This is a genomic window from Streptomyces sp. NBC_01320, from assembly GCF_035974375.1.
GTDB classification, from domain to species: domain Bacteria; phylum Actinomycetota; class Actinomycetes; order Streptomycetales; family Streptomycetaceae; genus Streptomyces; species Streptomyces yanii.
On sequence record NZ_CP108390.1, the window covers coordinates 4,065,015 to 4,091,827 of the forward strand.

General features: G+C 70.0%; 27 protein-coding genes. 6 read left to right on the top strand and 21 right to left on the bottom strand.

Translation table 11 applies throughout. The features are described 5' to 3' along the window. Nucleotides 1–12 precede the first annotated feature (12 nt). Together OG395_RS18415 and OG395_RS18420 are read right to left on the bottom strand one after the other, a co-directional pair. Nucleotides 13–1,053 carry a 1-aminocyclopropane-1-carboxylate deaminase gene (locus OG395_RS18415; RefSeq protein ID WP_327243946.1) on the bottom strand — a complete coding sequence of 347 codons (1,041 nt, stop codon included), beginning with the start codon at nt 1,051–1,053 and terminating at the stop codon, nt 13–15. A gap of 72 nt (nt 1,054–1,125) precedes the next feature. Beyond that, nucleotides 1,126–1,818 (bottom strand): GntR family transcriptional regulator, encoded by a 693-nt coding sequence (locus OG395_RS18420; RefSeq protein WP_327243947.1) that lies wholly within the window; start codon nt 1,816–1,818, stop codon nt 1,126–1,128. Nucleotides 1,819–2,133: 315 nt separating this feature from the next. On the opposite strand from OG395_RS18420, the gene OG395_RS18425 reads away from it, so the two are divergent. Next, nucleotides 2,134–2,802, top strand: a complete 669-nt coding sequence (locus tag OG395_RS18425; RefSeq protein WP_026242838.1) for a potassium channel family protein — start codon at nt 2,134–2,136, stop codon at nt 2,800–2,802. Beyond that, nucleotides 2,802–3,479 (top strand): potassium channel family protein, encoded by a 678-nt coding sequence (locus tag OG395_RS18430; RefSeq protein WP_037701202.1) that lies wholly within the window; start codon nt 2,802–2,804, stop codon nt 3,477–3,479. Before OG395_RS18425 ends, OG395_RS18430 begins: the two co-directional genes overlap by 1 nt. Before the next feature lie 85 nt (nt 3,480–3,564). On the opposite strand, the gene OG395_RS18435 is transcribed toward OG395_RS18430, so the two are convergent. The 12 genes from OG395_RS18435 to OG395_RS18490 form a co-directional block, all read right to left on the bottom strand. Then, the gene (locus OG395_RS18435; RefSeq protein WP_327243948.1) at nt 3,565–4,326 is read right to left on the bottom strand and encodes a DUF3159 domain-containing protein; all 762 of its coding nucleotides are present in this window, start codon (nt 4,324–4,326) and stop codon (nt 3,565–3,567) included. A gap of 3 nt (nt 4,327–4,329) precedes the next feature. Then, nucleotides 4,330–4,737 (bottom strand): OB-fold nucleic acid binding domain-containing protein, encoded by a 408-nt coding sequence (locus OG395_RS18440; RefSeq protein WP_327243949.1) that lies wholly within the window; start codon nt 4,735–4,737, stop codon nt 4,330–4,332. A gap of 140 nt (nt 4,738–4,877) precedes the next feature. After that, entirely contained in the window at nt 4,878–5,570 is a 693-nt protein-coding gene (locus OG395_RS18445) for a response regulator (RefSeq protein WP_037701205.1), read from the bottom strand. A gap of 52 nt (nt 5,571–5,622) precedes the next feature. Then, nucleotides 5,623–8,166 carry a sensor histidine kinase KdpD gene (locus OG395_RS18450; RefSeq protein ID WP_327243950.1) on the bottom strand — a complete coding sequence of 848 codons (2,544 nt, stop codon included), beginning with the start codon at nt 8,164–8,166 and terminating at the stop codon, nt 5,623–5,625. A 208-nt stretch (nt 8,167–8,374) separates the two neighbouring features. After that, a complete protein-coding gene (locus OG395_RS18455) occupies nt 8,375–9,124 on the bottom strand; it encodes an ABC transporter ATP-binding protein (protein ID WP_327243951.1) in 750 nt (249 codons plus the stop codon). Nucleotides 9,125–9,281: 157 nt separating this feature from the next. Further along, on the bottom strand, nt 9,282–9,950 hold the full coding sequence (locus OG395_RS18460; protein ID WP_266990412.1) for a potassium-transporting ATPase subunit C: 669 nt from the start codon (nt 9,948–9,950) through the stop codon (nt 9,282–9,284). A 16-nt stretch (nt 9,951–9,966) separates the two neighbouring features. After that, nucleotides 9,967–12,063 (bottom strand): potassium-transporting ATPase subunit KdpB, encoded by a 2,097-nt coding sequence (kdpB, locus tag OG395_RS18465; RefSeq protein ID WP_327249375.1) that lies wholly within the window; start codon nt 12,061–12,063, stop codon nt 9,967–9,969. Nucleotides 12,064–12,107: 44 nt separating this feature from the next. Further along, nucleotides 12,108–13,772 carry a potassium-transporting ATPase subunit KdpA gene (gene kdpA / locus OG395_RS18470; RefSeq protein WP_327243952.1) on the bottom strand — a complete coding sequence of 555 codons (1,665 nt, stop codon included), beginning with the start codon at nt 13,770–13,772 and terminating at the stop codon, nt 12,108–12,110. A 7-nt stretch (nt 13,773–13,779) separates the two neighbouring features. Continuing rightward, nucleotides 13,780–13,869, bottom strand: a complete 90-nt coding sequence (gene kdpF / locus OG395_RS18475) for a K(+)-transporting ATPase subunit F (protein WP_037701211.1) — start codon at nt 13,867–13,869, stop codon at nt 13,780–13,782. Between the two features lie 370 nt (nt 13,870–14,239). Next, nucleotides 14,240–15,013, bottom strand: coding sequence for a DUF3710 domain-containing protein (locus tag OG395_RS18480; RefSeq protein WP_266980654.1), 774 nt, complete (start codon nt 15,011–15,013; stop codon nt 14,240–14,242). A gap of 1 nt (nt 15,014) precedes the next feature. Further along, nucleotides 15,015–15,548 (bottom strand): dUTP diphosphatase, encoded by a 534-nt coding sequence (dut, locus tag OG395_RS18485; RefSeq protein ID WP_327243953.1) that lies wholly within the window; start codon nt 15,546–15,548, stop codon nt 15,015–15,017. Continuing rightward, nucleotides 15,548–16,132 (bottom strand): PaaI family thioesterase, encoded by a 585-nt coding sequence (locus tag OG395_RS18490; protein ID WP_327243954.1) that lies wholly within the window; start codon nt 16,130–16,132, stop codon nt 15,548–15,550. Before OG395_RS18490 ends, dut begins: the two co-directional genes overlap by 1 nt. A 58-nt stretch (nt 16,133–16,190) precedes the next feature. On the opposite strand from OG395_RS18490, the gene OG395_RS18495 reads away from it, so the two are divergent. Beyond that, on the top strand, nt 16,191–16,649 hold the full coding sequence (locus OG395_RS18495; protein ID WP_327243955.1) for a DUF3093 domain-containing protein: 459 nt from the start codon (nt 16,191–16,193) through the stop codon (nt 16,647–16,649). 36 nt (nt 16,650–16,685) lie between these two features. On the opposite strand, the gene OG395_RS18500 is transcribed toward OG395_RS18495, so the two are convergent. From OG395_RS18500 to OG395_RS18515, 4 genes are all read right to left on the bottom strand, one after another. After that, entirely contained in the window at nt 16,686–17,663 is a 978-nt protein-coding gene (locus tag OG395_RS18500) for a hypothetical protein (RefSeq protein ID WP_327243956.1), read from the bottom strand. A 12-nt stretch (nt 17,664–17,675) separates the two neighbouring features. Further along, nucleotides 17,676–17,972, bottom strand: coding sequence for a DUF4193 domain-containing protein (locus OG395_RS18505; protein ID WP_003965732.1), 297 nt, complete (start codon nt 17,970–17,972; stop codon nt 17,676–17,678). Nucleotides 17,973–18,378: 406 nt separating this feature from the next. Continuing rightward, the gene (locus tag OG395_RS18510; protein ID WP_266980664.1) at nt 18,379–19,614 is read right to left on the bottom strand and encodes a sensor histidine kinase; all 1,236 of its coding nucleotides are present in this window, start codon (nt 19,612–19,614) and stop codon (nt 18,379–18,381) included. Nucleotides 19,615–19,620: 6 nt separating this feature from the next. After that, nucleotides 19,621–20,274, bottom strand: coding sequence for a response regulator transcription factor (locus tag OG395_RS18515; RefSeq protein WP_266980666.1), 654 nt, complete (start codon nt 20,272–20,274; stop codon nt 19,621–19,623). Between the two features lie 357 nt (nt 20,275–20,631). Here OG395_RS18515 and OG395_RS18520 point away from each other — a divergent pair, with 357 nt between their 5' ends. Next, nucleotides 20,632–20,805: a hypothetical protein gene (locus tag OG395_RS18520; protein ID WP_266980668.1), complete on the top strand. Its 174-nt coding sequence runs from the start codon at nt 20,632–20,634 to the stop codon at nt 20,803–20,805. Nucleotides 20,806–20,907: 102 nt separating this feature from the next. On the opposite strand, the gene OG395_RS18525 is transcribed toward OG395_RS18520, so the two are convergent. Both OG395_RS18525 and OG395_RS18530 read right to left on the bottom strand, forming a co-directional pair. Continuing rightward, entirely contained in the window at nt 20,908–21,726 is an 819-nt protein-coding gene (locus tag OG395_RS18525; protein WP_327243957.1) for an inositol monophosphatase family protein, read from the bottom strand. A 42-nt stretch (nt 21,727–21,768) separates the two neighbouring features. Next, nucleotides 21,769–22,896 (bottom strand): ferrochelatase, encoded by a 1,128-nt coding sequence (locus OG395_RS18530; protein ID WP_327243958.1) that lies wholly within the window; start codon nt 22,894–22,896, stop codon nt 21,769–21,771. Nucleotides 22,897–23,075: 179 nt separating this feature from the next. On the opposite strand from OG395_RS18530, the gene OG395_RS18535 reads away from it, so the two are divergent. Further along, nucleotides 23,076–24,323 carry an MFS transporter gene (locus OG395_RS18535; RefSeq protein WP_327243959.1) on the top strand — a complete coding sequence of 416 codons (1,248 nt, stop codon included), beginning with the start codon at nt 23,076–23,078 and terminating at the stop codon, nt 24,321–24,323. Beyond that, nucleotides 24,280–25,602, top strand: a complete 1,323-nt coding sequence (locus tag OG395_RS18540; RefSeq protein ID WP_327243960.1) for a D-arabinono-1,4-lactone oxidase — start codon at nt 24,280–24,282, stop codon at nt 25,600–25,602. Before OG395_RS18535 ends, OG395_RS18540 begins: the two co-directional genes overlap by 44 nt. 16 nt (nt 25,603–25,618) lie before the next feature. Here the strand turns inward: OG395_RS18540 and OG395_RS18545 are convergent, their stop codons facing one another. Then, the gene (locus OG395_RS18545; RefSeq protein ID WP_327243961.1) at nt 25,619–26,731 is read right to left on the bottom strand and encodes a hypothetical protein; all 1,113 of its coding nucleotides are present in this window, start codon (nt 26,729–26,731) and stop codon (nt 25,619–25,621) included. Nucleotides 26,732–26,813 lie beyond the last annotated feature (82 nt).

Genomic DNA, 26,813 nt, shown 5'->3' on the forward strand with positions numbered 1-26,813 from the left:
TGCACTCACCGCCTACGAGAACAGCGCACTGTAACCGTTCAGTGCCGGTTGGCCACCGAGATGGGCGTAGAGGACGGTGGCGTTCCGGTCGATCTCGCCGCGCGCCACGAGGTCGACGGTGGCGGCCATCGACTTTCCCTCGTAGACGGGGTCGGTGATCATGCCCTCGGTGCGGGCGGCCAGCCGCATGGCGTCGAGGGTGGTGTCGTCGGGGATGCCGTACGTCCCCGCGTGGTAGCGCTCGTCCAGTTCGATGTCGTCGACGGTGATCTCCCGCCGCACGCCGATGAGCGGCGCGGTGGCGGCGGCGATTCTGGCGATCTGGTCGCGGGTACGGGTGGGCTCGGCGGAGGCATCGACGCCCAGGACGCGGCGGGGGCGGCCTCCCGCCTCCTCGATGGCGGCGAAGCCCGCCACCATGCCGGCCTGGGTGGAACCGGTCACCGAGCAGACGACGACGGTGTCGAAGAAGACGCCGAGCTCGCGTTCCTGCTCGGCCACCTCGTACGCCCAGCCCGCGAAGCCGAGTCCGCCGAGCGGATGGTCGGAGGCGCCGGCCGGGATGGCGTACGGACGTCCCCCGCCCTCCTCGACCTGGCGCAGTGCCTCCTCCCAGCTCTCCTTGACGCCGATGCCGAACCCGGCGCGCACCAGCCGGACATCGGCGCCCGCGAGGCGGCTGATCAGGATGTTGCCGACCTTGTCGTAGACGGCGTCGGGCCACTCCACCCAGCTCTCCTGGATGAGTACGCACTTCAGGCCCGCCCGGGCCGCGACCGCCGCCACCTGACGGGTGTGGTTGGACTGCACGCCGCCGATCGAGACGAGCGTGTCGCAGCCCTTCGCCAGGGCGTCGGCCACGAGGTATTCGAGCTTGCGGGTCTTGTTGCCGCCGTACGCGATGCCGGAGTTGCAGTCCTCGCGTTTGGCCCAGACCGCCGCGCCGCCGAGGTGAGCAGTGAGGCGGTCGAGGCGGTGCACGGGCGAGGGGCCGAAGAGGAGCGGATAGCGGGCGTACGAGGAGAGGGAGGCGGAGGAGGCGGAGGTGGTCATGGGGCTCCTGACGTCATGGGGTGGCGGGTTCGGCGAGCTTCTGCGGTTCCGGTGGTTCCTGTGGTCAGCCGGTCAGGGCGCGTCGGCCGATGTCTCGTCGGCGGGTTCGTCGTCAGCGGGTTCATCAGCCAGTTCTTCGAGGACACGCCAGATCTCCGCGGTGATCCGGGCGGCGGCATCCGCATCGCGCGCCGCGCACGCCTCGATCAGCCGGTCGTGCAGTCCGGCCGAGCCGTGCGCAGCGCTCTCCGTGCCGAACTGCCGCCATTCCAGGCGCCGGATCAGCGGCGTGTAACGCTCGACGGTGGCGGCGACGGCGCGATTGCCGCAGGCGGTGACCAGGACGTCGTGCAGCTCGTCGTCGGCGCGCAGCGCGCCCGCGACGTCACCGCCCCGAGTCGCGGCCCGGAAGCGGTCGTTCGCCGCGCGCATCGCGGTGATGTCCGCGTCGGTGAGCAGGGGTACGGCGGTGCGGGCGGCCAGTTCCTGCATGGCGCGTACGACGGCGGCGGCGTCGCGTACGTCGCGCGGGACGAGCTGTGTCACCCGCGTATAGCTCTGCGGTTTGCTCTCGACGAGACCTTCGCCGGTGAGCCGGGACAGGGCGTCGCGGACCGGGGCACGGGAGAGTCCGAGCCGTTCGGCGAGGTCGGCGTCGCGCACGGACGCGCCGGGTGGGATTTCGCCACGGACGATGGCGTCGCGGATGGCCCCGTACGCGGTGTCCCGCAGCAGAGTCCGTTGGACGGGCCGGAGAGTCTCCATGAACTGACATGTTAGATGTCTGTGAGCTCTCGACTCAAGGGTCCGGACCCCGGGCCCGATGTCATGTGCTGTGCACAACGGCCGGCGCCCGGCGACGGGCGTCGGCCCCCGGCGTTCCGCTTTGCCGCCCCTTTGCAGGTACTGCCGCGGTGAAAGCACACTCGAATGAGGCGACGCGTCCATGGCCGCATAAGCTCATCCCGGGCAACGCCGAAAATCGTTGCCCCGTTGTTTGCCCGGCAAGCTGAGGAAAGAGTGTGAGCAGGGTGTTTTCGCAGGTCAGCCGGACGACCAGGACTGCGAGGTAGGCGCAAGGTGCACATCGTCATCATGGGCTGCGGGCGAGTAGGAGCCGCTCTCGCGCAGACCCTGGAACAGCAGGGGCACACAGTCGCCGTGATCGACCAGGACCCCACGGCGTTCCGGCGCCTCGGGTCCGGATTCGGCGGACGGCGGGTCACCGGCGTCGGTTTCGACCAGGACACCCTCCGTGAGGCGGGGATCGAGGAAGCCGGTGCGTTCGCCGCGGTGAGCAGCGGCGACAACTCGAACATCATCGCCGCCCGGGTGGCCCGCGAGATGTTCGGCATCGAGAACGTCGCGGCGCGGATCTACGACCCGCGGCGTGCCGAGGTCTACCAGCGGCTCGGCATCCCCACGGTCGCCACCGTGCGCTGGACCGCGGACCAGATGCTGCGGCGGCTGCTGCCGTCGGGTGCCGAGCCCCTGTGGCGCGACCCGAGCGGTGGTGTTCAGCTCGCCGAGGTGCACACCACGCCGTCGTGGATCGGGCACAAGATCAGCACGCTGCAGGAGGAGACGGGCGTCCGCGTGGCGTTCCTCACCCGACTGGGCGAAGCCATACTGCCGTCGTCGCAGACGGTGCTGCAGGAGGGCGATCTCGTCCACGTGATGATGCGTACGGACGAGATCGCGAAGGTCGAGGCGGCCTTCGCCGAGGGTCCTGAGGAGGGCGGTCACTGATGCGTGTCGCGATTGCCGGGGCCGGCGCGGTGGGCCGTTCCATCGCCGGCGAGCTGCTGGAGAACGGCCACGAGGTGCTGCTCGTGGACAAGGCGCCGACCGCCATCTCGGTGGAGCGGGTGCCGATGGCCGAGTGGCTGCTCGCGGACGCCTGCGAGATCACCTCGCTGGACGAGGCGGCGCTCCAACGGTGCAATGTCGTGATCGCCGCGACCGGCGACGACAAGGTGAACCTGGTCGTCTCGCTGCTCGCCAAGACGGAGTACGGCGTGCCGCGAGTCGTCGCCCGGGTCAACAACCCGAAGAACGAGTGGTTGTTCAACGAGTCGTGGGGCGTCGATGTCGCGGTCTCCACGCCGCGTCTGATGTCCGCGCTGGTCGAGGAAGCGGTGAGCGTCGGCGATCTGGTCCGGCTGCTGCGCTTCAGCCACGGCGACGCCAACCTGGTCGAGCTGACGCTGCCCCCGGAGTCGGCACTCGCCGGTACCCAGGTCGGCGATGTGGCGTGGCCGGAGGATACCTCGCTGGTCACCATCATCCGCGGTACGCGGGTGCTGACGCCGAGCTCCGAGGAGACGTTGGAGGCCGGTGACGAGCTGCTGTTCGTGGCCGCCCAGGCGCGCGAGGAGCAGCTGGAGGACCTCCTCTCGGTGCGCCGCGAGATCAGCGGCGGCTGACGACAGCCGTCCCGTATTCCTGTACACCGAAGGGGCCCGGAACCGTTACGCACGGTTCCGGGCCCCTTCGGCTGTCGCGGGCCGGTCAGACCTCGTGTTGACGGACGGCCGCGGCGGCTTCCGCCTTGCGGGCCTTCTCGGCCTCCTCCTCCGCCTCCATCTCGGCGAAGACGTCGATCGGCGGCGGCGCCTTTGCGAGGAAGACCCAGGTCAGATACACCGCGAGCAGGAACGGCGGGATCTTCAGGGCGACCAGGACCCAGCCGAGCTGCGCGGTGTCGGCCCACCAGTAGAGCGGGAAGAGGATCGCGCACTTCGCGAGCAGGATCAGTCCCCAGGCCCAGCTGGCCTTGGCGTACGCCTTCTTGCGGCCGGGGTTCCTGGTACGCCAGGAGAGGTTCTCCTTGAAGACCGGGCCCAGTATCAGGCCGATCAGCGGCACCCCTGCGAGAGTCGTGACGAGGTACGCGAGGGCCAGGCCCAGCGTGTAGAGCATCCCGGGCAGGTAGAAGTCCTTGGCGTTGCCCGTCATCATCGCGAAGACCACGCCGAAGGCGACGCCGAAGACCCCGCTGAAGGCGTGCTTGACGGTGTCCTTGCGGATCAGCCGTACGGCGACGAGGACCAGGGACACGACCAGCGCCGCGATGGCCGATACGTGCAGGTTCTTGTCGATGGTGAAGATCGTGACGAAGAGCAGCCCGGGAAGGACTGTCTCCACCATCCCCCGGATGCCGCCGAACGCCTCGAAGAGGGCGGCTTCGGTGACCGCCTTGGCGTCGGCCTCCTGCTGGGCGGTCGGGTTGGTGCGGTCCGTGTCGGACGTCGGCTTGTCGAGAGACGTCACCGGCTACTCCTTGCCGAGCGGTCGGAGTTCGTATTTGGGGTTGAACAGCACCCGGCGCCCGTGACTCATGGCGATCCGGCCCGAGGCGATGAGCTTGCGGCCCGGCTCGATGCCCACGATGGAGCGCCGGCCCAGCCAGACCACGTCGAGCGGTGCGGTGCCGTCGAAGAGCTCCGCCTCCAGGGCGGGCACTCCGGCGCGCGGCCGCAGGGTGACGGTCCGCAACGTACCAGTCACCTTGACGATCTGGCGGTCGGTGCAGTCGGAGATCCGCGTGCAACCCGATGCCTGCGAGTCCTCCTGCAGCTCCTCCGACTCCAGGTCCTGCTGGGAGCTGGACAGCCGGTCGAGCATCCGGCGGAAGCGGCCGGACGGCCTCTCCGCCTTATCGGGACGTGGAACAGCACTCATACCCGAAGGGTACCGGGCCACGGCGGTCCGGGCGGATGCCCGTTCTCTCACTCGAACGGGCTATCCGGTACGGCCCGTTCTTGACGTCCGTCCGGTACGCGCGGGGGCGCCGACCACCGTCGATCCGGTGCGCTCGGGCATCAGCCGCGTTCGAAGCGGTAGCCCATGCCCGGCTCGGTGACGAAGTGCCGGGGGTGCGAGGGATCCGCCTCCAGCTTGCGTCGGAGCTGCGCCATGTAGACCCGCAGATAGTTGGTCTCGGTGCCGTAGGAGGGCCCCCACACCTCCTGCAGCAGCTGCTTCTGGCTGACCAGCCGGCCGCTGTTGCGGACCAGGACCTCCAGCAGATGCCACTCGGTCGGGGTGAGCCGCACGTCGCGTCCCTCGCGGTGGACCTTCTTCGCCGCCAGGTCGACGGTGAACCCCTCGGTCTCGACCATCACGACGTCGTCGGCGCCGTCCTGGCCGACCGGCTCGGCCCGCCGTACCGAGGCGCGCAGCCGGGCCAGCAGCTCGTCCATGCCGAACGGCTTGGTGACGTAGTCGTCGGCCCCGGCGTCCAGTGCCTCGACCTTCTCGTCGGAGGTGTGGCGGGCGGAGAGCACCAGGATCGGCACCCGGGTCCAGCCGCGCAGCCCTTTGATCACCTCGACGCCGTCCATGTCCGGCAGCCCGAGGTCGAGGACGACGACGTCGGGGTGGCGGGCGGCGGCGAGCTGCAGGGCGGTCGCACCGTCGGGCGCGGCGTCCACCTCGTACTTGCGCGCCTTCAGGTTGATCACGAGGGCGCGTACGATCTGCGGCTCGTCGTCGACCACAAGCACCCGGGTCATCGCGGACCTGCCTTTCTGCTGTACGGAACTGCTGACTGAGGCGGTACGAACATCATGAGGCGACCCGCGCCGGCAGGTCGGGGCCGACCGGAACGTATCCCGACACCGCCTTGAGCGTCAGGACCATGGTCATGCCACCGCCGGGGGTGTCCTCGGCTCCGAGGGTGCCGCCCATGGACTCCACGAAGCCGCGGGCGACGGCCAGACCGAGGCCGACCCCGGCGCCGCGCGGGGCGTCGCCGTAACGCTGGAACGGCTCGAAGATCCGCTCCTTGCCCTCGTCGGGGACGCCGGGCCCGCGGTCGGCCACCCGTAGCTCGACCCGGGAGCCCAGCGCGCTGGCGGCCACCGTGACGCGTTCCCCGTCGGGGCTGTACTTGACGGCGTTCTCGACGATGTTGGCGACGGCCCGCTCCAGAAGTCCCGGGTCGACGGCGACCATCGGCAGCGACTCCGGGATGTCCAGGTCGACGCTGTCCTCCGGTACGCCTCCGAGCGCCATCGGGACCACCTCGTCGAGGTCGATCTCGCGGATCAGCGGGGTGACGGTGCCGGTCTGCAGCCGGGACATGTCGAGGAGATTGCCGACCAGGTGGTCGAGGCGGTCGGCGCCGGCCTCGATGCCTTCCAGGAGCTCCGCCCGGTCCTCGTCGGACCAGGCGACGTCGTCGGAGCGCAGTGAGCTGACGGCGGCCTTGATGGCGGCCAGCGGGGTCCGCAGGTCATGGCTGACGGCGGCCAGCAGCGCGGTCCGTATCCGGTTGCCCTCGGCGAGCCGGCGGGCCTCCTCCGCCTCCCCGATCAGTCGCTGCCGGTCGAGTACGACGGCGGCCTGAGCGGCGAACGCGCCGAGCACGCGACGGTCCTCGGCGGGCAGTACCCGGCCGGACAGCGCGAGCGCCATGTGGTCACCCACGGGCATGTCCACATCGGCGTCCTCGGGACGGGCGACCGGCCCGGGGCCGACGCTGCCCGCACAGGTCCACGGGTCGACGTCGCTCGTCCGCTCCAGCAGCGCCACGGACTCCATCGCGAAGGTCTCGCGGACCCGCTCCAGCAGGGCGTCCAGCGTCGTCTCACCGCGCAGGACGCTGCCCGCGAGGAACGAGAGGATCTCGGACTCGGCGCGCAGCCGGGCCGCCTGATGGGTACGGCGGGCCGCCAGATCGACGACGGAGGCCACCGCCACCGCGACCGCGAAGAAGATCACGATGGCGACGAAGTTCCTCGGATCCTGAACCGTCAGGGTGTGGGTCGGTGGGGTGAACCAGTAGTTCAGCAGCAGGGAGCCGACGGCCGCCGAGGCGAGGGCGGGCAGCAGCCCGCCGATCAGGGCTGCGGCAACGGTCATGAAGAGGAAGAGCAGGACGTCGTTGGCGAGCCCCGGGCCGTCCTTCAGGCCGGTGAGCAGCACCGTGAGGAGGGCGGGGCCGCCGACCCCGACCAGCCAGCCCCAGATGATCCGGGCCCGGCCCAGCCGGGCGCCGCGGGCGATCGGCAGTCCGCGGCCCTTGGCGACCTCTTCGTGCGTGACGATGTGGACATCGAGGTCGGGGCCGGACTCGCGGGCGACGGTGGCTCCGACGCCGGGTCCGTAGATGTACTGCCAGGCCTTGCGGCGGCTGGAGCCGAGCACGATCTGGGTGGCGTTGACACCCCGGGCGAATTCGAGGAGCGCCGAGGGTATGTCGTCGCCGATGACGTGGTGGAACGTACCGCCGAGGTCCTCGACGAGGGTGCGCTGGACGGTGAGTTCCTTGGGCGACGCGGAGGTCAGTCCGTCGCTGCGGGCGATGTAGACGGCGAGGATCTCGCTGCCGGAGCCCTTGGCGGCCATGCGGGATGCGCGGCGGATCAGCGTACGGCCCTCGGGGCCGCCGGTGAGTCCGACGACGATGCGTTCACGGGCCTGCCAGGTGGAGCGGATGTTGTGTTCGCCGCGGTACGCCTGGAGGTATTCGTCGACCCGGTCGGCGACCCAGAGGAGGGCGAGCTCGCGCAGGGCGGTGAGGTTGCCCGGGCGGAAGTAGTTGGACAGGGACGCGTCGATCCGGTCCGGCTTGTAGATGTTGCCGTGGGCCATCCGGCGGCGCAGCGCCTGCGGCGACATGTCGACCAGTTCGAGCTGGTCGGCGCGGCGGACGACCTCGTCGGGGACGGTCTCGCGCTGCCGTACGCCCGTTATCGACTCGACGACGTCTCCGAGCGACTCCAGGTGCTGGATGTTGACGGTGGAGATGACGTCGATGCCGGCCTGGAGGAGTTCCTCGACGTCCTGCCAGCGCTTGGCGTTGCGCGAGCCCGGCACATTGGTGTGGGCCAGTTCGTCCACCAGGGCGACGGCCGGGGCGCGTTCCAGGACCGCGTCGACGTCCATCTCGGCGAAGACGGCGGACCGGTACTCGATCTCGCGGCGCCGGATCTGTTCCAGGCCGTGCAGCATGACCTCGGTGCGCGGCCGATCGTGGTGCTCCACGAACGCCACGACGCAGTCGGTGCCGCGCTCCACCCTGCGATGGGCCTCGGAGAGCATCGCGTACGTCTTGCCGACGCCCGGTGCCGCACCCAGGTAGATCCGAAGCTTGCCGCGTGCCATGGCCCCATTGTCTTTCAGAACGGCTGCGGCCGGTGCGGCAGCCGAACTCGAAGCTACCTCGAAGATTTACGACAAATGAGACAGAGAATCGGGCAGAAGACCGAATTGACAGAATTCTGATGCGTCGAACCGGGCCGATTGCCCATATTTCGAAAATGAGCGACAAAAAGGTGCCCGGGGCGAACCCGGGCACCCCTCTCCCCCGCCCCTACGCGTACTCGACGATATGCCCGTCGCTGAGCTCCATCACCCGGTCCGCCAGCCCCAGCAGCTGCGCATCGTGCGTCGCCACCAGCGCGGTCACCCCCTCGCTCCGTACCACCGCGCGCAACAGCTCCATCACGGCGAGCCCCGTCTCCGCGTCGAGCTGCCCCGTCGGTTCGTCCGCGATCAGCAGTGCGGGCCGGTTGGCGAGCGCGCGGGCGATGGCGACGCGCTGCTGCTGGCCGCCCGAGAGCTCGCCGGGCCGCTGCGCACTGTGGTCGCCGAGCCCGACCAGGGAGAGCAGCAGCGCCACTCGGTCCTCCCGCTCGCGCGGATCCGCCTTGCGCAGTCGCATCGGTACGCCGACGTTCTCCGCGGCGGTCAGGATCGGGATCAGGCCGAACGACTGGAAGATGAAGCCGATCCGGTCCCGGCGCAGCTCCAGCAGCCCGTTCTCGCCGAGCTCGGAGAGGTCCGTGCCGTCGACGGTGATCCGGCCGCGGTCGGGGCTGTCGAGGCCGCCGACCAGGTTCAGCAGGGTTGTCTTGCCGGAGCCCGAACGCCCCTTGAGTGCGACGAGCTCGCCACGCGGCACGTCGAAGGAGACCCCGCGCAGCGCGTGGACGGCGCCCGCGCCGGTTCCGTACGAGCGGTGCAGGTCCTCGACGCGGACCATCGGCCCGCGGGCCGATTCCTCGGCGACGGCCGTGCCGCCCTGCCCGCCGGTGCTCTTTACGTCGGTGCTGTCGGTCATGCGCTCCCCCATGCGTGGTCGGTCCCCGTCGGCCGCCAGTATGTCCATGAGGCAGACTGCCGGGCAATGGCCGAGGCCCCCCGCGTGGGTGAGGCGCCGGGCCGCCGTGACCCTGCAGCAGGACCACGGCGGCCCGTCACATCCGCCGGCGAAGGGATCAGCCTCCGTTCACCAGCTCCTTGAGCGCGATGTTGAGCTGAAGGACGTTGACCCGCGGCTCGCCCACGAAGCCGAGGATCCGGCCGTCGGTGTGCTGCTTCACGAGCTTCTCGACCTGGTCGACGCCGAGGTGGTTCCGCTCGGCGACGCGGCGCACCTGGAGCTGTGCGTACGCCGGGGAGATGTCCGGGTCGAGGCCGGACCCGGAGGAGGTCACGGCGTCGGCCGGCACGTCCGAGGGGCTGACCGGGTGCCCGGGCACGGAGTTGTCCTTGACGACGGCGGCCTTGGCGTCCGTGACCCAGTCGATCAGGTCCTTGTTGTCGCCGGACCGGTTCGTCGCCCCGGACAGGATCAGCTTGTACTGGGTGTTGACGCTGTTGGTGCCGAGCCCGTTGGACGGGCGCGGCTGGAACCACCTGAGGTCCGGGGCCGGGGTCTCCTGGCCCTTCTTCAGCGGCAGGTCGTAGCGCTGGCCGATCAGTTCGGAGCCGACGACCTTGCCGTTCGCCGTGATCTCGGAGCCGTTCGCCCTGCCCGGGAAGAGGCCCTGGGCGACGCCGGTGACGGCGAGCGGGTAGATCACGCCGCAGACGATCGTGAGGACGAGCAGGGCGCGCAGCCCGGCCCAGAGCAGCCGAACGGTGTTTCCCGCGGAGTTGTTCATGGAGGTCATGGCGCGATCAGCCGATTCCGGGAATGAGGGAGAGGATCAGGTCGATGATCTTGATGCCGATGAACGGGGCGACCAGGCCGCCGAGTCCGTAGATCCCGAGGTTCCGCCGGAGCATCGAGTCGGCACTGCTCGGCCGGTAGCGCACGCCCTTCAGGGCGAGCGGCACCAGAGCAATGATGATCAGCGCGTTGAAGACGACGGCCGACAGGATCGCGGACTCCGGCGAGGACAGCTGCATGATGTTCAGCTTGTCCAGGCCCGGGTAGACCACCGCGAACATCGCCGGGATGATCGCGAAGTACTTCGCGACGTCGTTGGCGATCGAGAAGGTGGTCAGAGCACCGCGGGTGATCAGCAACTGCTTGCCGATCTCGACGATCTCGATGAGCTTGGTCGGGTTGGAGTCGAGGTCCACCATGTTCCCGGCCTCCTTGGCGGCCGAGGTACCGGTGTTCATGGCCACGCCGACATCGGCCTGGGCGAGCGCCGGGGCGTCGTTCGTGCCGTCACCGGTCATGGCGACGAGCTTGCCGCCGGCCTGCTCACGCTTGATGAGGGCCATCTTGTCCTCGGGCGTGGCCTCGGCGAGGAAGTCGTCGACCCCCGCCTCCTCGGCGATCGCCTTCGCGGTCAACGGGTTGTCGCCGGTGATCATCACCGTACGGATACCCATCCGGCGCAGCTCGTCGAACCGTTCCCGCATGCCTTCCTTGACGACGTCCTTGAGGTGGATGACGCCGAGGATCCGGGCACCCCGCTCGTCGTCGACGGCGACCAGCAGCGGTGTACCGCCCGCCTGGGAGATCCGGTCGGTGAGCGTGCGGGCGTCCGGCGAGACGGTGCCGCCCCGCTGCTCGACCCAGGCGACGACCGAGCCGGTCGCACCCTTGCGGATCCTGCGCCCCTCGACGTCCACACCGGACATCCGGGTCTGTGCGGTGAAGCCGACCCACTCGGCCCCGACGAGCTGACCCTGGTGGCGCTCGCGCAGCCCGTACGTCTCCTTCGCCAGGACGACGACGGAGCGGCCCTCGGGTGTCTCGTCGGCCAGGGAGGAGAGCTGGGCGGCGTCCGCCAGTTCGGCCTCCGTCACCCCCGTGACCGGGACGAACTCCGCGGCCTGCCGGTTGCCGAGCGTGATGGTTCCGGTCTTGTCGAGCAGCAGGGTCGACACGTCGCCGGCGGCCTCGACGGCGCGTCCGGACATGGCGAGGACATTGCGCTGGACGAGGCGGTCCATGCCGGCGATGCCGATCGCGGAGAGCAGCGCGCCGATGGTGGTCGGGATGAGGCAGACCAGCAGGGCGGTCAGCACGATCATCGACTGCCGCTGTCCGGCGTAGATCGCGAACGGCTGCAGGGTGACGACGGCCAGCAGGAAGACGATGGTGAGGGACGCGAGCAGGATGTTGAGCGCGATCTCGTTGGGCGTCTTCTGCCGGGCGGCGCCCTCGACCAGGTTGATCATCCGGTCGATGAAGGTCTCACCGGGCTTGGTGGTGATCTTGATGACGATGCGGTCGGAGAGCACCTTCGTACCACCGGTGACGGCCGAGCGGTCGCCGCCCGACTCCCGGATGACCGGTGCCGACTCCCCCGTGATGGCGGACTCGTCGACGCTGGCGACGCCCTCGACGACGTCACCGTCGCCGGGGACGATGTCACCGGCCTCGCAGACCACCAGGTCACCGATGCGCAGATCGGTGCCGGGTACGCGCTCCTCGTTCTTCCCGACGAGCCGGCGCGCGACCGTGTGGGTCTTGGCCTTGCGCAGCGTGTCGGCCTGCGCCTTGCCACGGCCCTCGGCGACCGCCTCCGCCAGGTTGGCGAAGATAGTGGTGAGCCAGAGCCACGCGGCGATCGCCCAGCCGAACCAGTCGGTCGGGTCCAGGGCGGCGAGGACGGTGGTGAGCACCGAACCGGCCAGGACCACGAACATCACCGGCGACTTGACCATCACCCGCGGATCGAGCTTGCGGACCGCGTCGGGGAAGGACTTGAGCAGCTGCTTGGGGTCGAACAGCCCCGCGCCGACGCGTCCTTCGGTCCGGTGACCGGTGGCCGCGTCCTGGTGCGGTGCCAGGTCCTTGGTGACAGTGGACATCGCGTCCTCATGCATCGATTCGTCGTGTTGCGTACGTGTGGTGGTCATGACGCCAGCCCCTCGGCCAGCGGCCCCAACGCCAGGGCCGGGAAGTAGGTCAGCCCGGCGACGATCATGATCGTGCCGACCAGCAGTCCGCTGAAGAGCGGCTTGTGGGTGCCGAGTGTGCCGACGGTCGCCGGTACGGGCCGCTGCTCGGCGAGCGAGCCGGCCAGAGCCAGGACGAAGACCATGGGCAGGAACCGGCCCAGCAGCATCGCGAGCCCGATCGTGGTGTTGAACCACTGGGTGTCCGCGTTGAGCCCGGCGAATGCCGAACCGTTGTTGTTGGCGCCGGAGGTGTAGGCGTACAGGATCTCGGAGAAGCCGTGCGCACCGGAGTTGGTCATCGAATGGACCGGGGTGGGCAGGGCCATCGCCGCCGCGGTGAAGCAGAGCACCAGTGCCGGGGTGATGAGGATGTAGCAGGCCGCGAGCTTGATCTCGCGGGTGCCGATCTTCTTGCCGAGGTACTCGGGGGTGCGGCCGACCATCAGGCCCGCGATGAACACCGCGATGATCGCCATGATCAGCATGCCGTAGAGGCCGGAGCCGGTACCACCGGGGGCGATCTCGCCGAGCTGCATGCCCAGCATGGCGATGCCTCCGCCGAGGCCGGTGAACGAGGAGTGGAAGGAGTTCACCGCTCCGGTCGAGGTCAGCGTGGTGGCCACGGCGAAGATCGACGATCCGCCGACCCCGAAGCGGGTCTCCTTGCCCTCCATCGCCCCGCCCGCGATGTCGAACGCGGGTCCGTGATGGGCGAACTCGGTCCACATCATCAGCGCCGTGAAGCCGAGCCAGATGATGCCCATCGCCGCGAGAATCGCGTAGCCCTGCTTCAGCGAGCCGACCATCCGCCCGAAGGTGCGGGTCAGCGAGAACGGGATGACCAGGATCAGGAAGATCTCAAGGAGGTTCGAGAACCCGTTGGGGTTCTCGAAGGGGTGCGCCGAATTGGCGTTGAAGTAACCGCCGCCGTTGGTGCCCAGCTCCTTGATGGCCTCCTGCGAGGCGACCGCACCGCCGTTCCACTGCTGCGAGCCGCCCATGAACTGCCCGACCCCGTGGATGCCGGAGAAGTTCTGGATGGCCCCGCACGCCACGAGCACGAGCGCGGCGATCACGGCGATCGGCAGCAGGATCCGTATCGTGCCGCGCACCAGGTCGGACCAGAAGTTGCCGAGCTCACCGGTGCGGGAGCGGGCGAAGCCCCGGACGAGCGCCACCGCGACGGCGATGCCGACGGAGGCCGAGACGAAGTTCTGCACCGCGAGGCCGCCGGTCTGGACGACATGGCCCATGGCCTGCTCGCCGTAGTACGACTGCCAGTTGGTGTTCGCCACGAAGGAGGCCGCCGTGTTGAACGCCTGATCGGGGTCGATCGAGGAGAAGCCGAGCGAGCCGGGCAGGCTGCCCTGGAGCCGCTGCAGCAGGTACAGGAAGAGGACGCTCACCGCGGAGAACGCGAGGACGCCGCGGAGATAGGCGGGCCAGCGCATCTCCGTGTCGGGGTTGGCGCCGATAGCCCTGTATATCCACTTCTCGACCCGGAGGTGCTTCTTCGAGGAGTAGACGCCGGCCATGTAGTCGCCGAGCGGACGGTACGCCAGACCCAGCGCCACGACGAGCGCGAGCAGCTGGAGCACACCAGCGAGGACGGGGCTCATATCGGGCTCAGAACCTCTCCGGGTACAGAAGGGCGAGGACGAGATAGCCCAGCAGGGCGACGGCCACGATCAGACCGACGATGTTCTCGGCAGTCACAGCTTCGCCACCCCCTTGGCGACAAGAGCCACCAGCGCGAAGACCGCGATCGTGGTGACGACGAAGGCCAGATCGGCCACCGTGTGCTCCTAGATGAGGTTCGGATTCTCGGACCCCTTGAGCAAACCCCCGTCCGAAGCCCCCGTGACCTGCGTTGATGGCTTCCTTACGGGGAAGGTCGCGCCCTTGACGGCGCCCATACGTGCCGCATACGCGCCCCATACACGCGCCGGTGAGCGCGCTCCGTCGCACACTCCGTCGCGCGCTCCTCAGGCGCGCTCCTCAGGCATGCAAAAGCCGGTGGGCCGCACCTCCCTCGAAGGGAAGTACGGCCCACCGGCCGAAGCTGTCACACGCCCCGGGAGGCGGTTCAGCGCACCTCGGTGATCTCGGGCCCGCGCTGGAGCTGGCCCATGCCACCGGAGAACTTCGAGCTCTCCTGGTCCTCCTGCTGCACGCCCTCGGGCACCATCTGGGCGTCATTGGGGAGCTTGAGGACGATCGGGTCGCGCGGGGCCATCGGGCCCTCGCCACGGACGACCACAGTGTCCCGGAAGATCGTCTCCAGCAGCCCGGCGGCCTGCGGCTGCACGGCGCCCTGGCCGGAGATCACTCCGCGCAGGAACCAGCGCGGCCCGTCGACGCCGACGAAGCGCACTAGCTGCACGCCGTTCGTCCCGTCCGGGAGCTGCACGGGGACCTGTGCCCGCAGCTCCCAGCCCAGCGGGCCCTCGACCTCGTCGATGATCCCGCCCTGCTGGGTGATACCGGCAGCGATCTCCTCGCGGACCTCGCCCCAGATGCCCTCCTTCTTGGGGGCGGCGAAGGCCTGCAGCTGGATCGCGCTGTCACGCAGCACGACGGTGGCGGCCACGATCGCGTCACCGGCGACCTCGACGCGCAGCTCCATGCCGTCGACCCCGGGCACGAAGATGCCGCCCAGGTCGACCCGGCCCTCGCCGGGCTGGGAGACCTCGTCGATGTCCCACGGCCCGTCCGGCCGCGGCGCCGGCGGGAGGTTCACCCGGCCCGCTCCGCTCTCGGCGGCGTCGGTGTCGTCGAGCTCGTCGACGACCTGCTCGGCCTCGCGCGCTTCGTCCGCCACGTCCTCGGCGGAACCACTCTTCTTGCGACGTCCGAACACGTCACTGTCCTTCCCGGTCGGGTACGACCGAAGCGTAGCTGTTCCCGCCCTGGGTGATCCCGCCCCTGACGCCGTCAACATCACCCGTGGCATGCCCTCCGGTGGAACCGAAGCCGCCCTCGCCCCGCGCCGAGCCGGGCAGTTCCGACACCTCGTGGAAGCGCACCTTCTCGACCTGCTGGACGACCAGTTGGGCAATCCGGTCGAACCTCTCGAACCGCACGCTCTTGCGCGGGTCGAGATTGATGACGATGACCTTGATCTCTCCACGGTACCCGGCATCAACCGTCCCCGGGGCATTGACAAGGGCGACTCCGCAGCGGGCCGCGAGGCCGGACCGCGGATGCACGAACGCGGCGTACCCGTCGGGCAACGCGATCGACACGCCGGTGGGCAGCATCGCGCGTTCGCCCGGGGCGAGCTCGACGGCCTCGGTGGTCACCAGATCGACCCCGGCGTCGCCCGGGTGCCCGTACGCCGGAATCGGCACCTCCGGATCGACCCGGCGAAGCAGTACGTCGACGGGGCGGCGCATCAGGGGTTCACCTCGAAGGCACGGGCTCGCCTGACCTGGTCCGGGTCGGCCATCGCCGCCTGGATCTCGGCGGGGCGGCCGTTCTCGATGAAGTGGTCGACCTTGACCTCGATGAAGAGGGCCTCCGCGCGGACCGCGACGGGCCCGTCCGGGCCGCCGATCCGGCCGGTCGCCCGGGAGAAGATCTTCCGGCCGTGCACGGCGGTGACCTCGGCGTCCAGGTGCAGCACGGTGTCGACCGGCACGGGCCGCACGAAGTCGGTCTCCAGCCGCCCGGTCACCGCGATCACCCGCAGCAGCCAGTTCAGCGAGCCCAGCGTCTCGTCCAGTGCCGTCGCCAGGACGCCGCCGTGCGCAAGGCCCGGGGCTCCCTGGTGGGCGGCCTTCACCGTGAACTCGGCGGTGACGCTGACACCCTCGCCGGCCCGCGCCTGGAGGTGCAGCCCGTGCGGCTGTCCTTCTCCGCAGCCGAAACAGTGTTCGTAGTGCGCGCCGAGGAGCTCGCCGGGGACCGGGGCGTCGGGATGCCGAACCGGTTTCACCGCGTCGGCCGGTGGCTGAAGAGCCGCAGATGTTCCACTCACAGGCGCAGACCTTACCCGCGCGGGCAGCCGCGGGTCGCGCCGTGCCAAGCTTGGGTTCATGCAGCCTTCCACCCCGCCTTTCGACGAACGCCTGACCGCACCCCGTTCATGGTGGTTCCTCGCCTTCCTGTTGGGGGTCGCCTGCGCCCTGATGCTGCTGCCGCTGGGCACCCTGCCACTGCTGGCCGGCCTGGTCGGCGGCACCGCGCTGGCCTCGCTCACGGTCAGCTCGTACGGCTCCGCCCGGATCCGGGTGGTGGCGGGCGCCCTGGTCGCTGGTGACGCCCGGATCCCGGTGACGGCACTCGGCGAGGCGGAGGCGCTGGAGGGCGAGGAGGCGCGCGCGTGGCGCACGTACAAGGCGGACACCCGCGCCTTCATGCTGCAGCGCAGCTACATCCAGACGGCGGTGCGGGTGGAGGTCACGGACCCGGAGGACCCGACTCCGTACGTCTATCTGTCGACTCGCGAGCCGCAGGCCTTGGTGGCGGCGCTCACGGCGGTGCGGGCCGCATAGCGGTTCCGCGCCTCTGCGGGGCCGCCGGGACAGCCCTCAGTCCTCGATCTCCTTCGGGAGGTCCTTGTGCAGCTTCCGCGGCCGCTCCAGGGGCGGCAGCTCCGGGAGCCGGTCCCATGGGACCTGAGTCTTGCGCAGGTCTTTCCTGACCCGTTCGGCAAGCTTCTTCGTGTCGCGCCGGTTCATCGTCGCGCCGACGGCGGCGCCGACCATGAAGGGGATCAGGTTCGGCAGATTGCGCATCATGCGCTTCACGATCTGCTGGCGCAGCTCCCGCTTCATCCGGCCGCCGAGCGCCGTATCGATCGTCGTCGGATGGGTGACGTCGATGCCGCGCTCCTCCGTCCACGACGTGAGGTACGCGGTGCTGCGCTGGGTGAGGCCGCCCGGCGGGCGCAGGCCGTAGACCTCGTGCAGTTCGGCCACGAGCTTCATCTCGATCGCGGCCACGCCGGTGATCTCCGCGGCCAGCTCGGTGAACATGGCGGGCGGTACGGGCATCATGGCCGCCGCACCGATACCGGCGCCGACGGTGGCGGTGCCCTTGCACGCGCCTGCGACGAGCTTGTCGGCGAGTTCCTCGGGGCCGAGGCCCGGGAACTGCCTGCGCAGGGTGGCGAGGTCGCGTACGGGGACGCGGGGAGCGGCCTCGACGATCCGGTCGGCGATATGACCGATCGCCGTCCTGGCGCTCTCCCCGCCCTTGCGTACGCCCCGTTTGACTGATTGCAGACGGCCTGCCCCGGTCACGGGCTCCGTCCTGCCGGTCTGCTCGGCCCCGTCGGCCGCACCGGCTGCTGGTACTGCCCGTCCTGTCTCCGCAGCGATTGCGGCTTCCACTGCTTCGAGCGAGGCCGAACGGCCTCGCTCGTCGTCAGATGCGCCCGCGGAGGGTGGCAGGGCGGACCGCTCGGCAAAGGGTGCTACGCCTTCTGCCGGGCCTGTACCGCCCTGATTCGCCTCCGACGGCTTGCGTCGCAAGCGCCGCTTCCGGAACGGTGTGTCGCCTGCCACGTCCGACCGGACCTAGTCGCAGTCGCGGCAGATCGGCTGGCCGTTCTTCTCGCGGGCCAGCTGGCTGCGGTGGTGCACGAGGAAACAACTCATGCAGGTGAACTCGTCGGCCTGCTTGGGCAGGACCCTGACGGCGAGTTCCTCATTGGACAGGTCCGCTCCGGGGAGCTCCAGTCCTTCTGCCGCGTCGAACTCGTCGACGTCGACGGCGGACGCCGTCTTGTCGCTCCGACGGGCCTTGAGTTCCTCAAGGCTGTCCTGGTCGACGTCGTCATCGGTCTTGCGTGGGGTGTCGTAATCCGTTGCCATGTGTCGCTCTCCCCCTCTGGGTGTCTGCGGTGTCTCAGCGCACGTAACGCGTGAGAGGCCGGACTTGTGCCCGACCCGAGGCGGAGATTTTGCCTCACATCAAGGTCTGTTACTCAATCGACACCCGAGCGGACCTCTCCGGAGTGGTCGGCTTGGGTGGCGATGGGGACCGTACACGGTCCGAATGCTGCGCTTCACGGGCGCCACCCCGTGTACTTCCCGTGATATCGGCCCCCGAAAACCCCGACTTTTGCGGGATTTTGGGTGGGAGGCCTGGTCACGGAGCGTGGAACGCCCGAAATTCGCTCCTGTGATCGATCACACACGGATCCTGCGGGCACGGGTCCCGAAAATTCCGCTCAAAGCGAACGAAGTAATCCCTGTGCGTGTCGCTCGACTCAGCCTCTCAGACCGGCAGGGTGACGCGCATCACGAGACCACCACCCTCACGGGGTTCCGCGATGATACGGCCGCCGTGAGCACGCGCCACGGACCGCGCGATCGACAGGCCGAGCCCGACCCCCTTGTCGCTGCCCGTTCGCTCCGTACGGAGCCGCCTGAAGGGCTCGAAGAGGTTGTCGATCTCGTACGCAGGCACCACGGGACCGGTGTTCGAGACCACCAGCAGCGCCTGGCCGGGCTGCAGCTCGGTGGTGACCTCCACCCAGCCCTCCTCCCGGACGTTGTAGCGCACGGCGTTCTGTACGAGGTTAAGCGCGATCCGCTCCAGCAGGACACCGTTGCCCTGGACGACGGCGGGCACGATCTCCTCACGGATCTCCACGCCCTTCTGCTCGGCCTCGGCCCGGGTCTGGTCGAGCGCGCGCGTGGCGACCTCCGCGAGGTCGACCGGTTTGCGCTCGATGATCTGGTTGTCGCTGCGGGCGAGCAGCAACAGCCCCTCGACCAGCTGCTCGCTGCGCTCGTTGGTGGCCAGCAGGGTCTTGCCGAGCTGCTGGAGCTCCGGCGGAGCCTCCGGGTCGGAGAGATGGACCTCCAGCAGCGTGCGGTTGATCGCGAGCGGGGTACGCAGCTCGTGCGAGGCGTTCCCGACGAACCGCTGCTGCGCGGTGAAGGCCCGCTCCAGCCGGTCGAGCATGTCGTCGAAGGTGTCGGCGAGCTCCTTGAGCTCGTCGTCGGGACCGTCCAGCTCGATCCGCCGGGACAGGTCCGTCCCGGCCACCCGGCGGGCGGTGCGGGTGATGCGGCCCAGCGGCGAGAGCACCCGGCCCGCCATGGCGTAGCCGAAGGCGAAGGCGATGACGCTCAGACCGACAAGGGCCAGCAGCGAACGGTTCAGGAGGGTGTCGAGCGCCTGCTGGCGCTGATGGTTGACACACGTGTTCATGGCCGCGTTGACGGCAGCCGGTGACGACCCCTCTCCCGAGAGGTTGCACAGATCGCTGGAGACCTGGCCGCTGACGACCTTGAACGGCAGCTCACTGCCCACGTGCAGGGCCTGGGCGGCCAGCATGTAGATGATCGAGAGCAGCAGGATGCCGGCGATCAGGAACATCCCGCCGTACAGAAGCGTGAGTCGTATCCGGATGGTCGGGCGCAGCCAGGGGTACGGGGGCTCCAGCTGTTTGGGGTCCCAAGTGGGTTTCGGGGGCGCTGTCGGCGGCGCCGGAACGGCGGACACCGGGCCTCAGATCCGATAACCGGAGCCGGGTACGGTGACGATGACCGGTGGCTCCCCGAGTTTGCGGCGCAGGGTCATGACCGTCACCCGCACCACATTGGTGAACGGGTCGGTGTTCTCGTCCCACGCCTTCTCCAGCAGCTGCTCCGCGGAGACGACCGCGCCCTCGCTGCGCATCAGGACCTCCAGCACCGCGAACTCCTTCGGCGCGAGCTGGATCTCCTGCGCGTCGCGGAAGACCTCGCGGCGATTGGGGTCCAGCTTGATGCCGGCGCGCTCCAGGACGGGCGGCAGCGCGACCGTCGTGCGGCGCCCCAGGGCCCGCACCCGCGCGGTCAGCTCGCTGAAGGCGAACGGCTTGGGGAGGTAGTCGTCGGCGCCGAGCTCCAGGCCCTCCACCCGGTCGCTGACGTCCCCGGAGGCGGTGAGCATGAGCACCCGGGTCGGCATGCCGAGCTCGACGATCCGGCGGCAGACGTCGTCGCCGTGCACCAGGGGGAGGTCCCGGTCCAGCACCACGACGTCGTAGTCGTTGACCTCGATGCGCTCCAGGGCCGCCGCGCCGTCGTACACGACGTCGACCGCCATGGCCTCCCGGCGCAGTCCGGTGGCCACCGCATCGGCGAGCAGCTGCTCGTCCTCCACGACGAGTACACGCACGGCGCTGTCCTTCCTTAGAAACTTCAGAACGTCCGAATGAGCCCACGGACCGTGATCGGACCGGCTCAGAAGCACTGTCTGTGCGGCACCATCCTGCCCGCAACGCGTATAAACCGGCGGTAAGGCGGCGCGGTGCGACCTGCGGCTTCCGGGAATTCACCGGATTTCCGGGCCAGTTGAGGTTTCTCTGAGCCAGGGCCTGGGGAAGACGAATTCACACCCGCGATCACGCCATGCATGTGGCGCGCCACGGCCGCTCCGTCCCCGGAGAGTGCGTGATCACCCGCCCTACCGCCCCTGGCGGAGGGAAACCCGGGCACACCCCCGTGCCACCGACCCACGATGAGGGGGCGCACCATGGACGCTTTCACCGCAGGTCTGCTGCAGAGAATCAAGACCACCGAGTCCGACCTCACCAGGGCTCGCGAGACGGGCGACGACTTCCTCGCGGATGTCGAGCAGGGAGAGCTGGACGACCTGCACCGCCTCGCCGCCGAGCACGGTGTCGAAGTCGGCGTCACGGCCGTCTGAGCAGTCGGCAGAGGGCCCCCGGCGTCATGGAGACGCCGGGGGCCCTGTGCTGTCCGTGAACGCCCGCCACAGCGCGCACCAGGCGCTTTGCGGGCGGGTGCGTCAGTCGTGCCAGGCGCCCAGGTCCTCCAGGAGGGCCTGCAGGGGCTCGAAGACACCCGGTGACGCGGCGACCGTCAGGTCGCCGTCGGCAGGCAGTCCGGGCCGGCCGCCGGTGCGGGCGCCGGCCTCCCGGGCGATCAGGTCACCTGCGGCGAGGTCCCAGGGGTGGAGCCCGCGCTCGTAGTAGCCGTCCAGCCGGCCCGCGGCGACATCGCAGAGATCGACGGCGGCGGAGCCGCTGCGCCGGATGTCGCGGAGCTTCGGGATCAGCTGCTGAGCGACGTCCGCCTGGTGCGTACGGACGGCGGTGACGTAGTTGAAGCCGGTCGAGACCAGCGCCTGGTCGAGCGGCGGTGCGGGCCGGGTGCGCAGCGCGGCGCCGTCGCCGTACGCACCGCCCTTTGCGTACGCACCGCCACCGAGGACCGCGTGGTACGTCTCACAGCGCATCGGGGCCTCCACCACCCCCACGACACGCTCGCCGTCCCGTTCCGCTGCGACGGAGACGGCCCAGGTCGGCAGCCCGTAGAGGTAGTTCACCGTGCCGTCGAGCGGATCGATGACCCAGCGGATGCCGCTGCTGCCCGCGGAGCTGGCACCCTCCTCGCCGAGGAAGCCGTCCTGGGGGCGGCGCTCGGCGAGGAAGCCGGTGATCAGCTTCTCGGCGGCGATGTCCATCTCGGTGACGACGTCGATGGGGCTGGACTTGGTCGCGGCCACCCCGAGATCGGCGGGGCGGCCGTCGCGGAGCAGCGCACCGGCGCGCCGGGCGGCCTCCAGGGCGAGACCGAGCAGTTCGGACAGGACGGGGTCGGCCACAGAGGGCACAGGAGTCACAGGGGTCACAGAGGTACAACGCTCCTAGGCGTAGGGACTGTCGGCGCCCGCCGCGGCGGGCTTGAGGGCACGGGCCGGGCAGCAGCCAACGGGGCAGAGATCGTGGCTCGGGCCGAGCGCCCCCAACGCGCACCGCTCCACCGTGCGTCCCCGCTCGGTGGCGGCGCGCTCCAGGACCAGCTCGCGCACGGCTGCGGCGAACCGAGGATCCGCACCGACCGTCGCGGACCGCCGCACCGGCAGACCGAGCTCGGCGGCCTTCGCGGTGGCCTCGGTGTCGAGGTCGTACAGGACCTCCATGTGGTCCGAGACGAAGCCGATGGGGGCCATCACCACAGCGGGCACGCCCGCCCCGTGGAGCGCCTCCAGGTGGTCGCAGATGTCGGGCTCCAGCCAGGGGATGTGCGGGGCTCCGCTGCGCGACTGGTAGACGAGCTGCCAGGGGTACGTGACTCCGGTCTCCTCGCGCACCGCGTCGACGATCATCCGAGCGACGTCGAGATGCTCGGCGACATACGCGCCGCCGTCGCCGTGCGCCTCCTCGGGGCCGGAGGCGTCGGCGGCGGAGACGGGGATGGAGTGTGTGGTGAAGGCGAGGTGCGCCCCGACCCTGGCCCCTTCCGGAAGCTCGGCCAGGGACGCGAGGACACCGTCCACCATGGGCCGGACGAAGCCCGGATGGTTGAAGTAGTGCCGGAGCTTGTCCACGCGTGGCACCGGCAGCCCCTCGGCCTCCAGCACGGCCAGCGACTCGGCGAGGTTCTCGCGGTACTGGCGGCAGCCGGAGTACGAGGCGTAGGCGCTGGTGGCGAGGACGGCGATGCGGCGGTGTCCGTCGGCAACCATCTCGCGCAGAGTGTCGGTGAGGTACGGCGCCCAGTTGCGGTTGCCCCAGTACACCGGCAGATCGAGTCCGTGGTCCGCGAAGTCCTTGCGCAGGGCGTCCAGCAGGGCCCTGTTCTGGGCATTGATCGGGCTGACGCCGCCGAACAGGAAGTAGTGCTTGCCGACCTCCTTCAGCCGCTCCTCGGGGATGCCGCGGCCACGGGTCACGTTCGCCAGGAACGGGACCACGTCGTCCGGGCCCTCGGGTCCACCGAAGGAGAGCAGCAACAGGGCGTCGTAGGGAGCGGGAGCGCGCAGATCGGACATGGCAACGATCCTGCCACCCGCCTGCGACAGCGCTCCAACCGACATCCACCGGCGTGCCCGTGACCCGGCATCCGCCCCGGTGCCGGTCGCCGTTCGCCGCCCGTAAGCTGTGTCGGCCACCTTCACGCATGACACACATCCCTGACCCCCCGTGCGACCTCGCTGTACCGGAGCCCTCCTTGCCCAGTCCCTACCGCGCGATCTTCGCCGCCCCCGGCACCAAGGGGTTCTCGGCGGCCGGATTCCTCGGCCGGATGCCTCTGTCCATGATGGGCATCGGTGTGGTGACCATGGTGTCCCAGATCACCGGCCGTTACGGTCTCGCGGGCGCGCTCTCCGCGACGCTGGCGATGTCGGCGGCGGTGCTGGGACCGCAGGTCTCCCGGCTGGTCGACCGGCACGGGCAGCGCCGCATCCTGCGCCCCGTCACCCTCGTCGCGCTGGCGGCGGTGGCCGGGCTGCTGATCTGCGCGCAGCAGCGCCTGGCGGACTGGACCCTCTTCGTGTTCGCCGCCGGGGCCGGCTGCGTGCCCAGTGTGGGGTCGATGATCCGGGCCCGCTGGGCGGAGATCTACCGGGGCTCGCCGCAGCAGTTGCACACGGCGTACTCGTGGGAGTCGATCGTCGACGAGGTGTGCTTCATCTTCGGGCCGATCATCTCGATCGGCCTGTCCACTGCCTGGTTCCCGGAGGCGGGTCCACTGCTGGCCGCCGGGTTCCTGCTGGTCGGCGTCGTCTGGCTGACCGCCCAGCGCGCCACCGAGCCGGTCCCGCATCCGCGCGAGCAGCACACCGACGGCTCGGCGCTGCGCTCCCCCGGTCTCCAGGTTCTCGTCGGCACCTTCGTGGCGACCGGCGCGATCTTCGGTGCGGTCGATGTGGTGACGGTGGCCTTCGCCGAGGACCAGGGGCACAAGGCCGCAGCGAGCCTGGTGCTGGCCGTGTACGCGCTGGGGTCCTGCCTCGCCGGAGCCGTCTTCGGACTGCTCCGTCCCAAGGGGAGGGCGTCCACCAGGTGGCTGGTGGGGGTGTGCGCCATGGCCGTGAGTATGATCCCCCTCCAACTGGCCGGGAGCCTGCCGTTCCTGGCCGTGGCGCTCTTTGTCGCGGGTCTCGCCATCGCACCGACGATGGTCACCACCATGGCCCTCGTCGAGCAGCACGTACCGCGCACCAAGCTGACCGAGGGCATGACCTGGACCAGTACCGGGCTCGCGGTCGGCGTGGCGCTCGGCTCCTCGGCCGCCGGCTGGGTCGTCGACGCGTCCGGGGCGAAGGCGGGGTACGCGGTGCCCACCGTGGCGGGAGCGCTCGCGGCCGCGGTGGCGTTCCTGGGGTATCGCCGGCTTGCCAAGCCGGTTCCTACGGGAAGGCGCGGGGAAGATGAGCGACACCTACGCACGGACGACGACGAGCGCGTGGCGTAACTGGGCGGGGAATGTAACCGCGCGTCCGGCACGGACCGTCTCCCCCGCCTCCGTGGACGAGCTCGCCGAGGCGCTGCGCCGGGCGTCCGAGGACGGCCTGAAGGTGAAGCCGGTCGGCACCGGCCACTCCTTCACCGCGACCGCCGCCACCGACGGCCTGTTGATCCGCCCCGATCTGCTCACCGGCATCCGCGAGATCGACCGCACGGCGATGACGGTGACCGTCGAGGCCGGCACCCCACTGAAGCGGCTCAACGTCGCGCTCGCCCGGGAGGGCCTGTCGCTCACCAACATGGGCGACATCATGGAGCAGACCGTCGCCGGGGCCACCTCGACCGGCACCCACGGCACCGGCCGCGACTCGGCATCCATATCCGCCCAGATCCGCGCCCTCGAACTGGTCACGGCGGACGGCACGGTGCTGACCTGCTCCGAGAAGGAGAACGCCGACATCTTCGCCGTCGCCCGGATCGGGCTCGGCGCACTCGGTGTCATCACGGCGATCACCTTCGCCGTGGAGCCGGTCTTTCTGCTGACGGCCCGCGAGGAGCCGATGACCTTCGACAAGGTCACGGCCGACTTCGACGAACTGGTCGCCGAGAACGAGCACTTCGAGTTCTACTGGTTCCCGCACACCGGCAACTGCAACACCAAGCGCAACAACCGCAGCGCGGGCCCCGCCGCTCCGCCCGGGAGGGTCAGCGGCTGGATCGAGGACGAGCTTCTCTCCAACGGGATCTTCCAGGTGGCCTGTTCGCTCGGCCGGGCGGTTCCCGCCACCATCCCGTCGATCGCCCAGCTCTCCAGCCGTGCCCTGTCGGCCCGTACGTACACCGACATCCCGTACAAGGTCTTCACCAGCCCGCGCCGGGTCCGCTTCGTCGAGATGGAGTACGCCCTGCCGCGCGAGGCCGCGACGGAGGCGCTGCGCGAGGTCAGGGCGATGGTCGACCGCTCACCGTTGCGGATCAGCTTCCCGGTGGAGGTCCGCACGGCCCCCACGGACGACATCGCGCTCTCCACGGCCTCGGGCCGGGAGAGCGCGTACATCGCCGTCCATCTGTACAAGGGCACGCCCTACCAGGCGTACTTCACCGCGGTCGAGCGGATCATGACCGCGCACGGCGGCCGCCCGCACTGGGGCAAGGTCAACACCCGCGATGCGGAGTACCTGGCCGGGGTGTACCCGCGGTTCGGCGAGTTCACCGCCGTGCGCGACCGGCTGGACCCGGACCGGCTCTTCGCCAACGACTATCTGCGCCGGGTCCTGGGCGACTGACCGGCACGGCGGCCGGTCACCGGCCGGTGCCCGTGCCGGTCGTGGCCGGTGCCTGCTGCCCCGGGGCGATGCCCGCACCGGTGGGGTCCGGGGCGACGCTGCTGGAGTCGCCGGACGCCGCCGGAGTGGGCGTGGGAGCCGGGGCCGTCGGACCGCCGCCCGAGTTCGACGGTGTGGGCGTGGGCGTCGGCTCGGCTGTGGACCGGTCGCCCTGGCCGGTGCCGGGGCTCGGGCTCTGCCCGCCCTGCGAGTCCGCGCCCGGCGTCCCGCCGCTCTCCTGACCGGGCGTCCGCCCCTGCTCCGGGCCGGTGCTGACGGGCGGTGCCGGTTCGGCGGGCCCCGATCCCCGCTCCCCGCCGCGTACGACGGATCCCACGGTCGTTCCCTGGCCACCGCTCAGATCGCCGCCGGAGACGAGCTCGTACGTGGTGATCCCGGCCATCGACACGGCGAAGACCGCTGCGGCCCCGACGGCCGACCGCTTCCACCCGCGGATGCGGGTGCCATGGGTGGTCGACGCGGAGAACTCCTCGTCCGGGGCCGCGCCGTGCGGCGCCGCCCGCCGGGCGCCGTCCCCGGCGCGTGACTCGAACAGCTGGGTCCTGTCCGTGCCGAGAGACGTGAGCAGCTGGGTCCTGTCCGTGCCGAGGGGCTTCAGCAGCTGGGTCTCGTGATCGGCGAGCGGCTTCAGCAGCTGCGTACGGTCAGGGTCGGCCGCCACCGTGCGCAGCACCGCCGTTGCGTCCGCGGATCCGTCGGGCGACCGCTGACCAGCCCATGTCTCGCGCTCCGCCACGTCGCGTGCCGCGCGTACCTCCTGCGGATCCGGCGCGCCGTACGCGTCCCGCATCTCACGCGTCCCGCGGGTCTCCCGGCCCGTGAACTTCGCCTGGACCGTGACCTCACGGATCTGCTCGCCCGTGCGACGGAAGAAGTGCTGGAAAACCGAGCCGCCGCAGGTGGCGACGATGCTCATCACTCCGGCGCCGAGAATCGTTCCGTACACGCCCAGTTGCGAGGCCGCCACTGCCGCCGCGACCGCTGCCACTGCACTGCCGGCAACCTGCGGCAGGCTCAGATCGATACGCCTTTCTCTGGGTTCTGTGTCACTTTCCGGCTTCTGCACCATTTCCAGCCCTTGATTGACATCTCTCCCACCATGCAACAGGAAGGGACAATTGGGCGAAGTGAATAGTTCCACTTCAGGTGAT

Coding starts and splice junctions, on each gene's coding strand:
- OG395_RS18415 (WP_327243946.1), bottom strand. CDS start 1,053: ATGACCACCTCCGCCTCCTCCGCCTCCCTCTCCTCGTACGCCCGCTAT.
- OG395_RS18420 (WP_327243947.1), bottom strand. CDS start 1,818: ATGGAGACTCTCCGGCCCGTCCAACGGACTCTGCTGCGGGACACCGCG.
- OG395_RS18430 (WP_037701202.1), top strand. CDS start 2,802: ATGCGTGTCGCGATTGCCGGGGCCGGCGCGGTGGGCCGTTCCATCGCC.
- OG395_RS18440 (WP_327243949.1), bottom strand. CDS start 4,737: ATGAGTGCTGTTCCACGTCCCGATAAGGCGGAGAGGCCGTCCGGCCGC.
- OG395_RS18445 (WP_037701205.1), bottom strand. CDS start 5,570: ATGACCCGGGTGCTTGTGGTCGACGACGAGCCGCAGATCGTACGCGCC.
- OG395_RS18450 (WP_327243950.1), bottom strand. CDS start 8,166: ATGGCACGCGGCAAGCTTCGGATCTACCTGGGTGCGGCACCGGGCGTC.
- OG395_RS18455 (WP_327243951.1), bottom strand. CDS start 9,124: ATGACCGACAGCACCGACGTAAAGAGCACCGGCGGGCAGGGCGGCACG.
- OG395_RS18460 (WP_266990412.1), bottom strand. CDS start 9,950: ATGAACAACTCCGCGGGAAACACCGTTCGGCTGCTCTGGGCCGGGCTG.
- kdpB (WP_327249375.1), bottom strand. CDS start 12,063: ATGTCCACTGTCACCAAGGACCTGGCACCGCACCAGGACGCGGCCACC.
- kdpA (WP_327243952.1), bottom strand. CDS start 13,772: ATGAGCCCCGTCCTCGCTGGTGTGCTCCAGCTGCTCGCGCTCGTCGTG.
- dut (WP_327243953.1), bottom strand. CDS start 15,548: ATGCGCCGCCCCGTCGACGTACTGCTTCGCCGGGTCGATCCGGAGGTG.
- OG395_RS18495 (WP_327243955.1), top strand. CDS start 16,191: ATGCAGCCTTCCACCCCGCCTTTCGACGAACGCCTGACCGCACCCCGT.
- OG395_RS18505 (WP_003965732.1), bottom strand. CDS start 17,972: ATGGCAACGGATTACGACACCCCACGCAAGACCGATGACGACGTCGAC.
- OG395_RS18520 (WP_266980668.1), top strand. CDS start 20,632: ATGGACGCTTTCACCGCAGGTCTGCTGCAGAGAATCAAGACCACCGAG.
- OG395_RS18530 (WP_327243958.1), bottom strand. CDS start 22,896: ATGTCCGATCTGCGCGCTCCCGCTCCCTACGACGCCCTGTTGCTGCTC.
- OG395_RS18540 (WP_327243960.1), top strand. CDS start 24,280: ATGAGCGACACCTACGCACGGACGACGACGAGCGCGTGGCGTAACTGG.
- OG395_RS18545 (WP_327243961.1), bottom strand. CDS start 26,731: ATGGTGCAGAAGCCGGAAAGTGACACAGAACCCAGAGAAAGGCGTATC.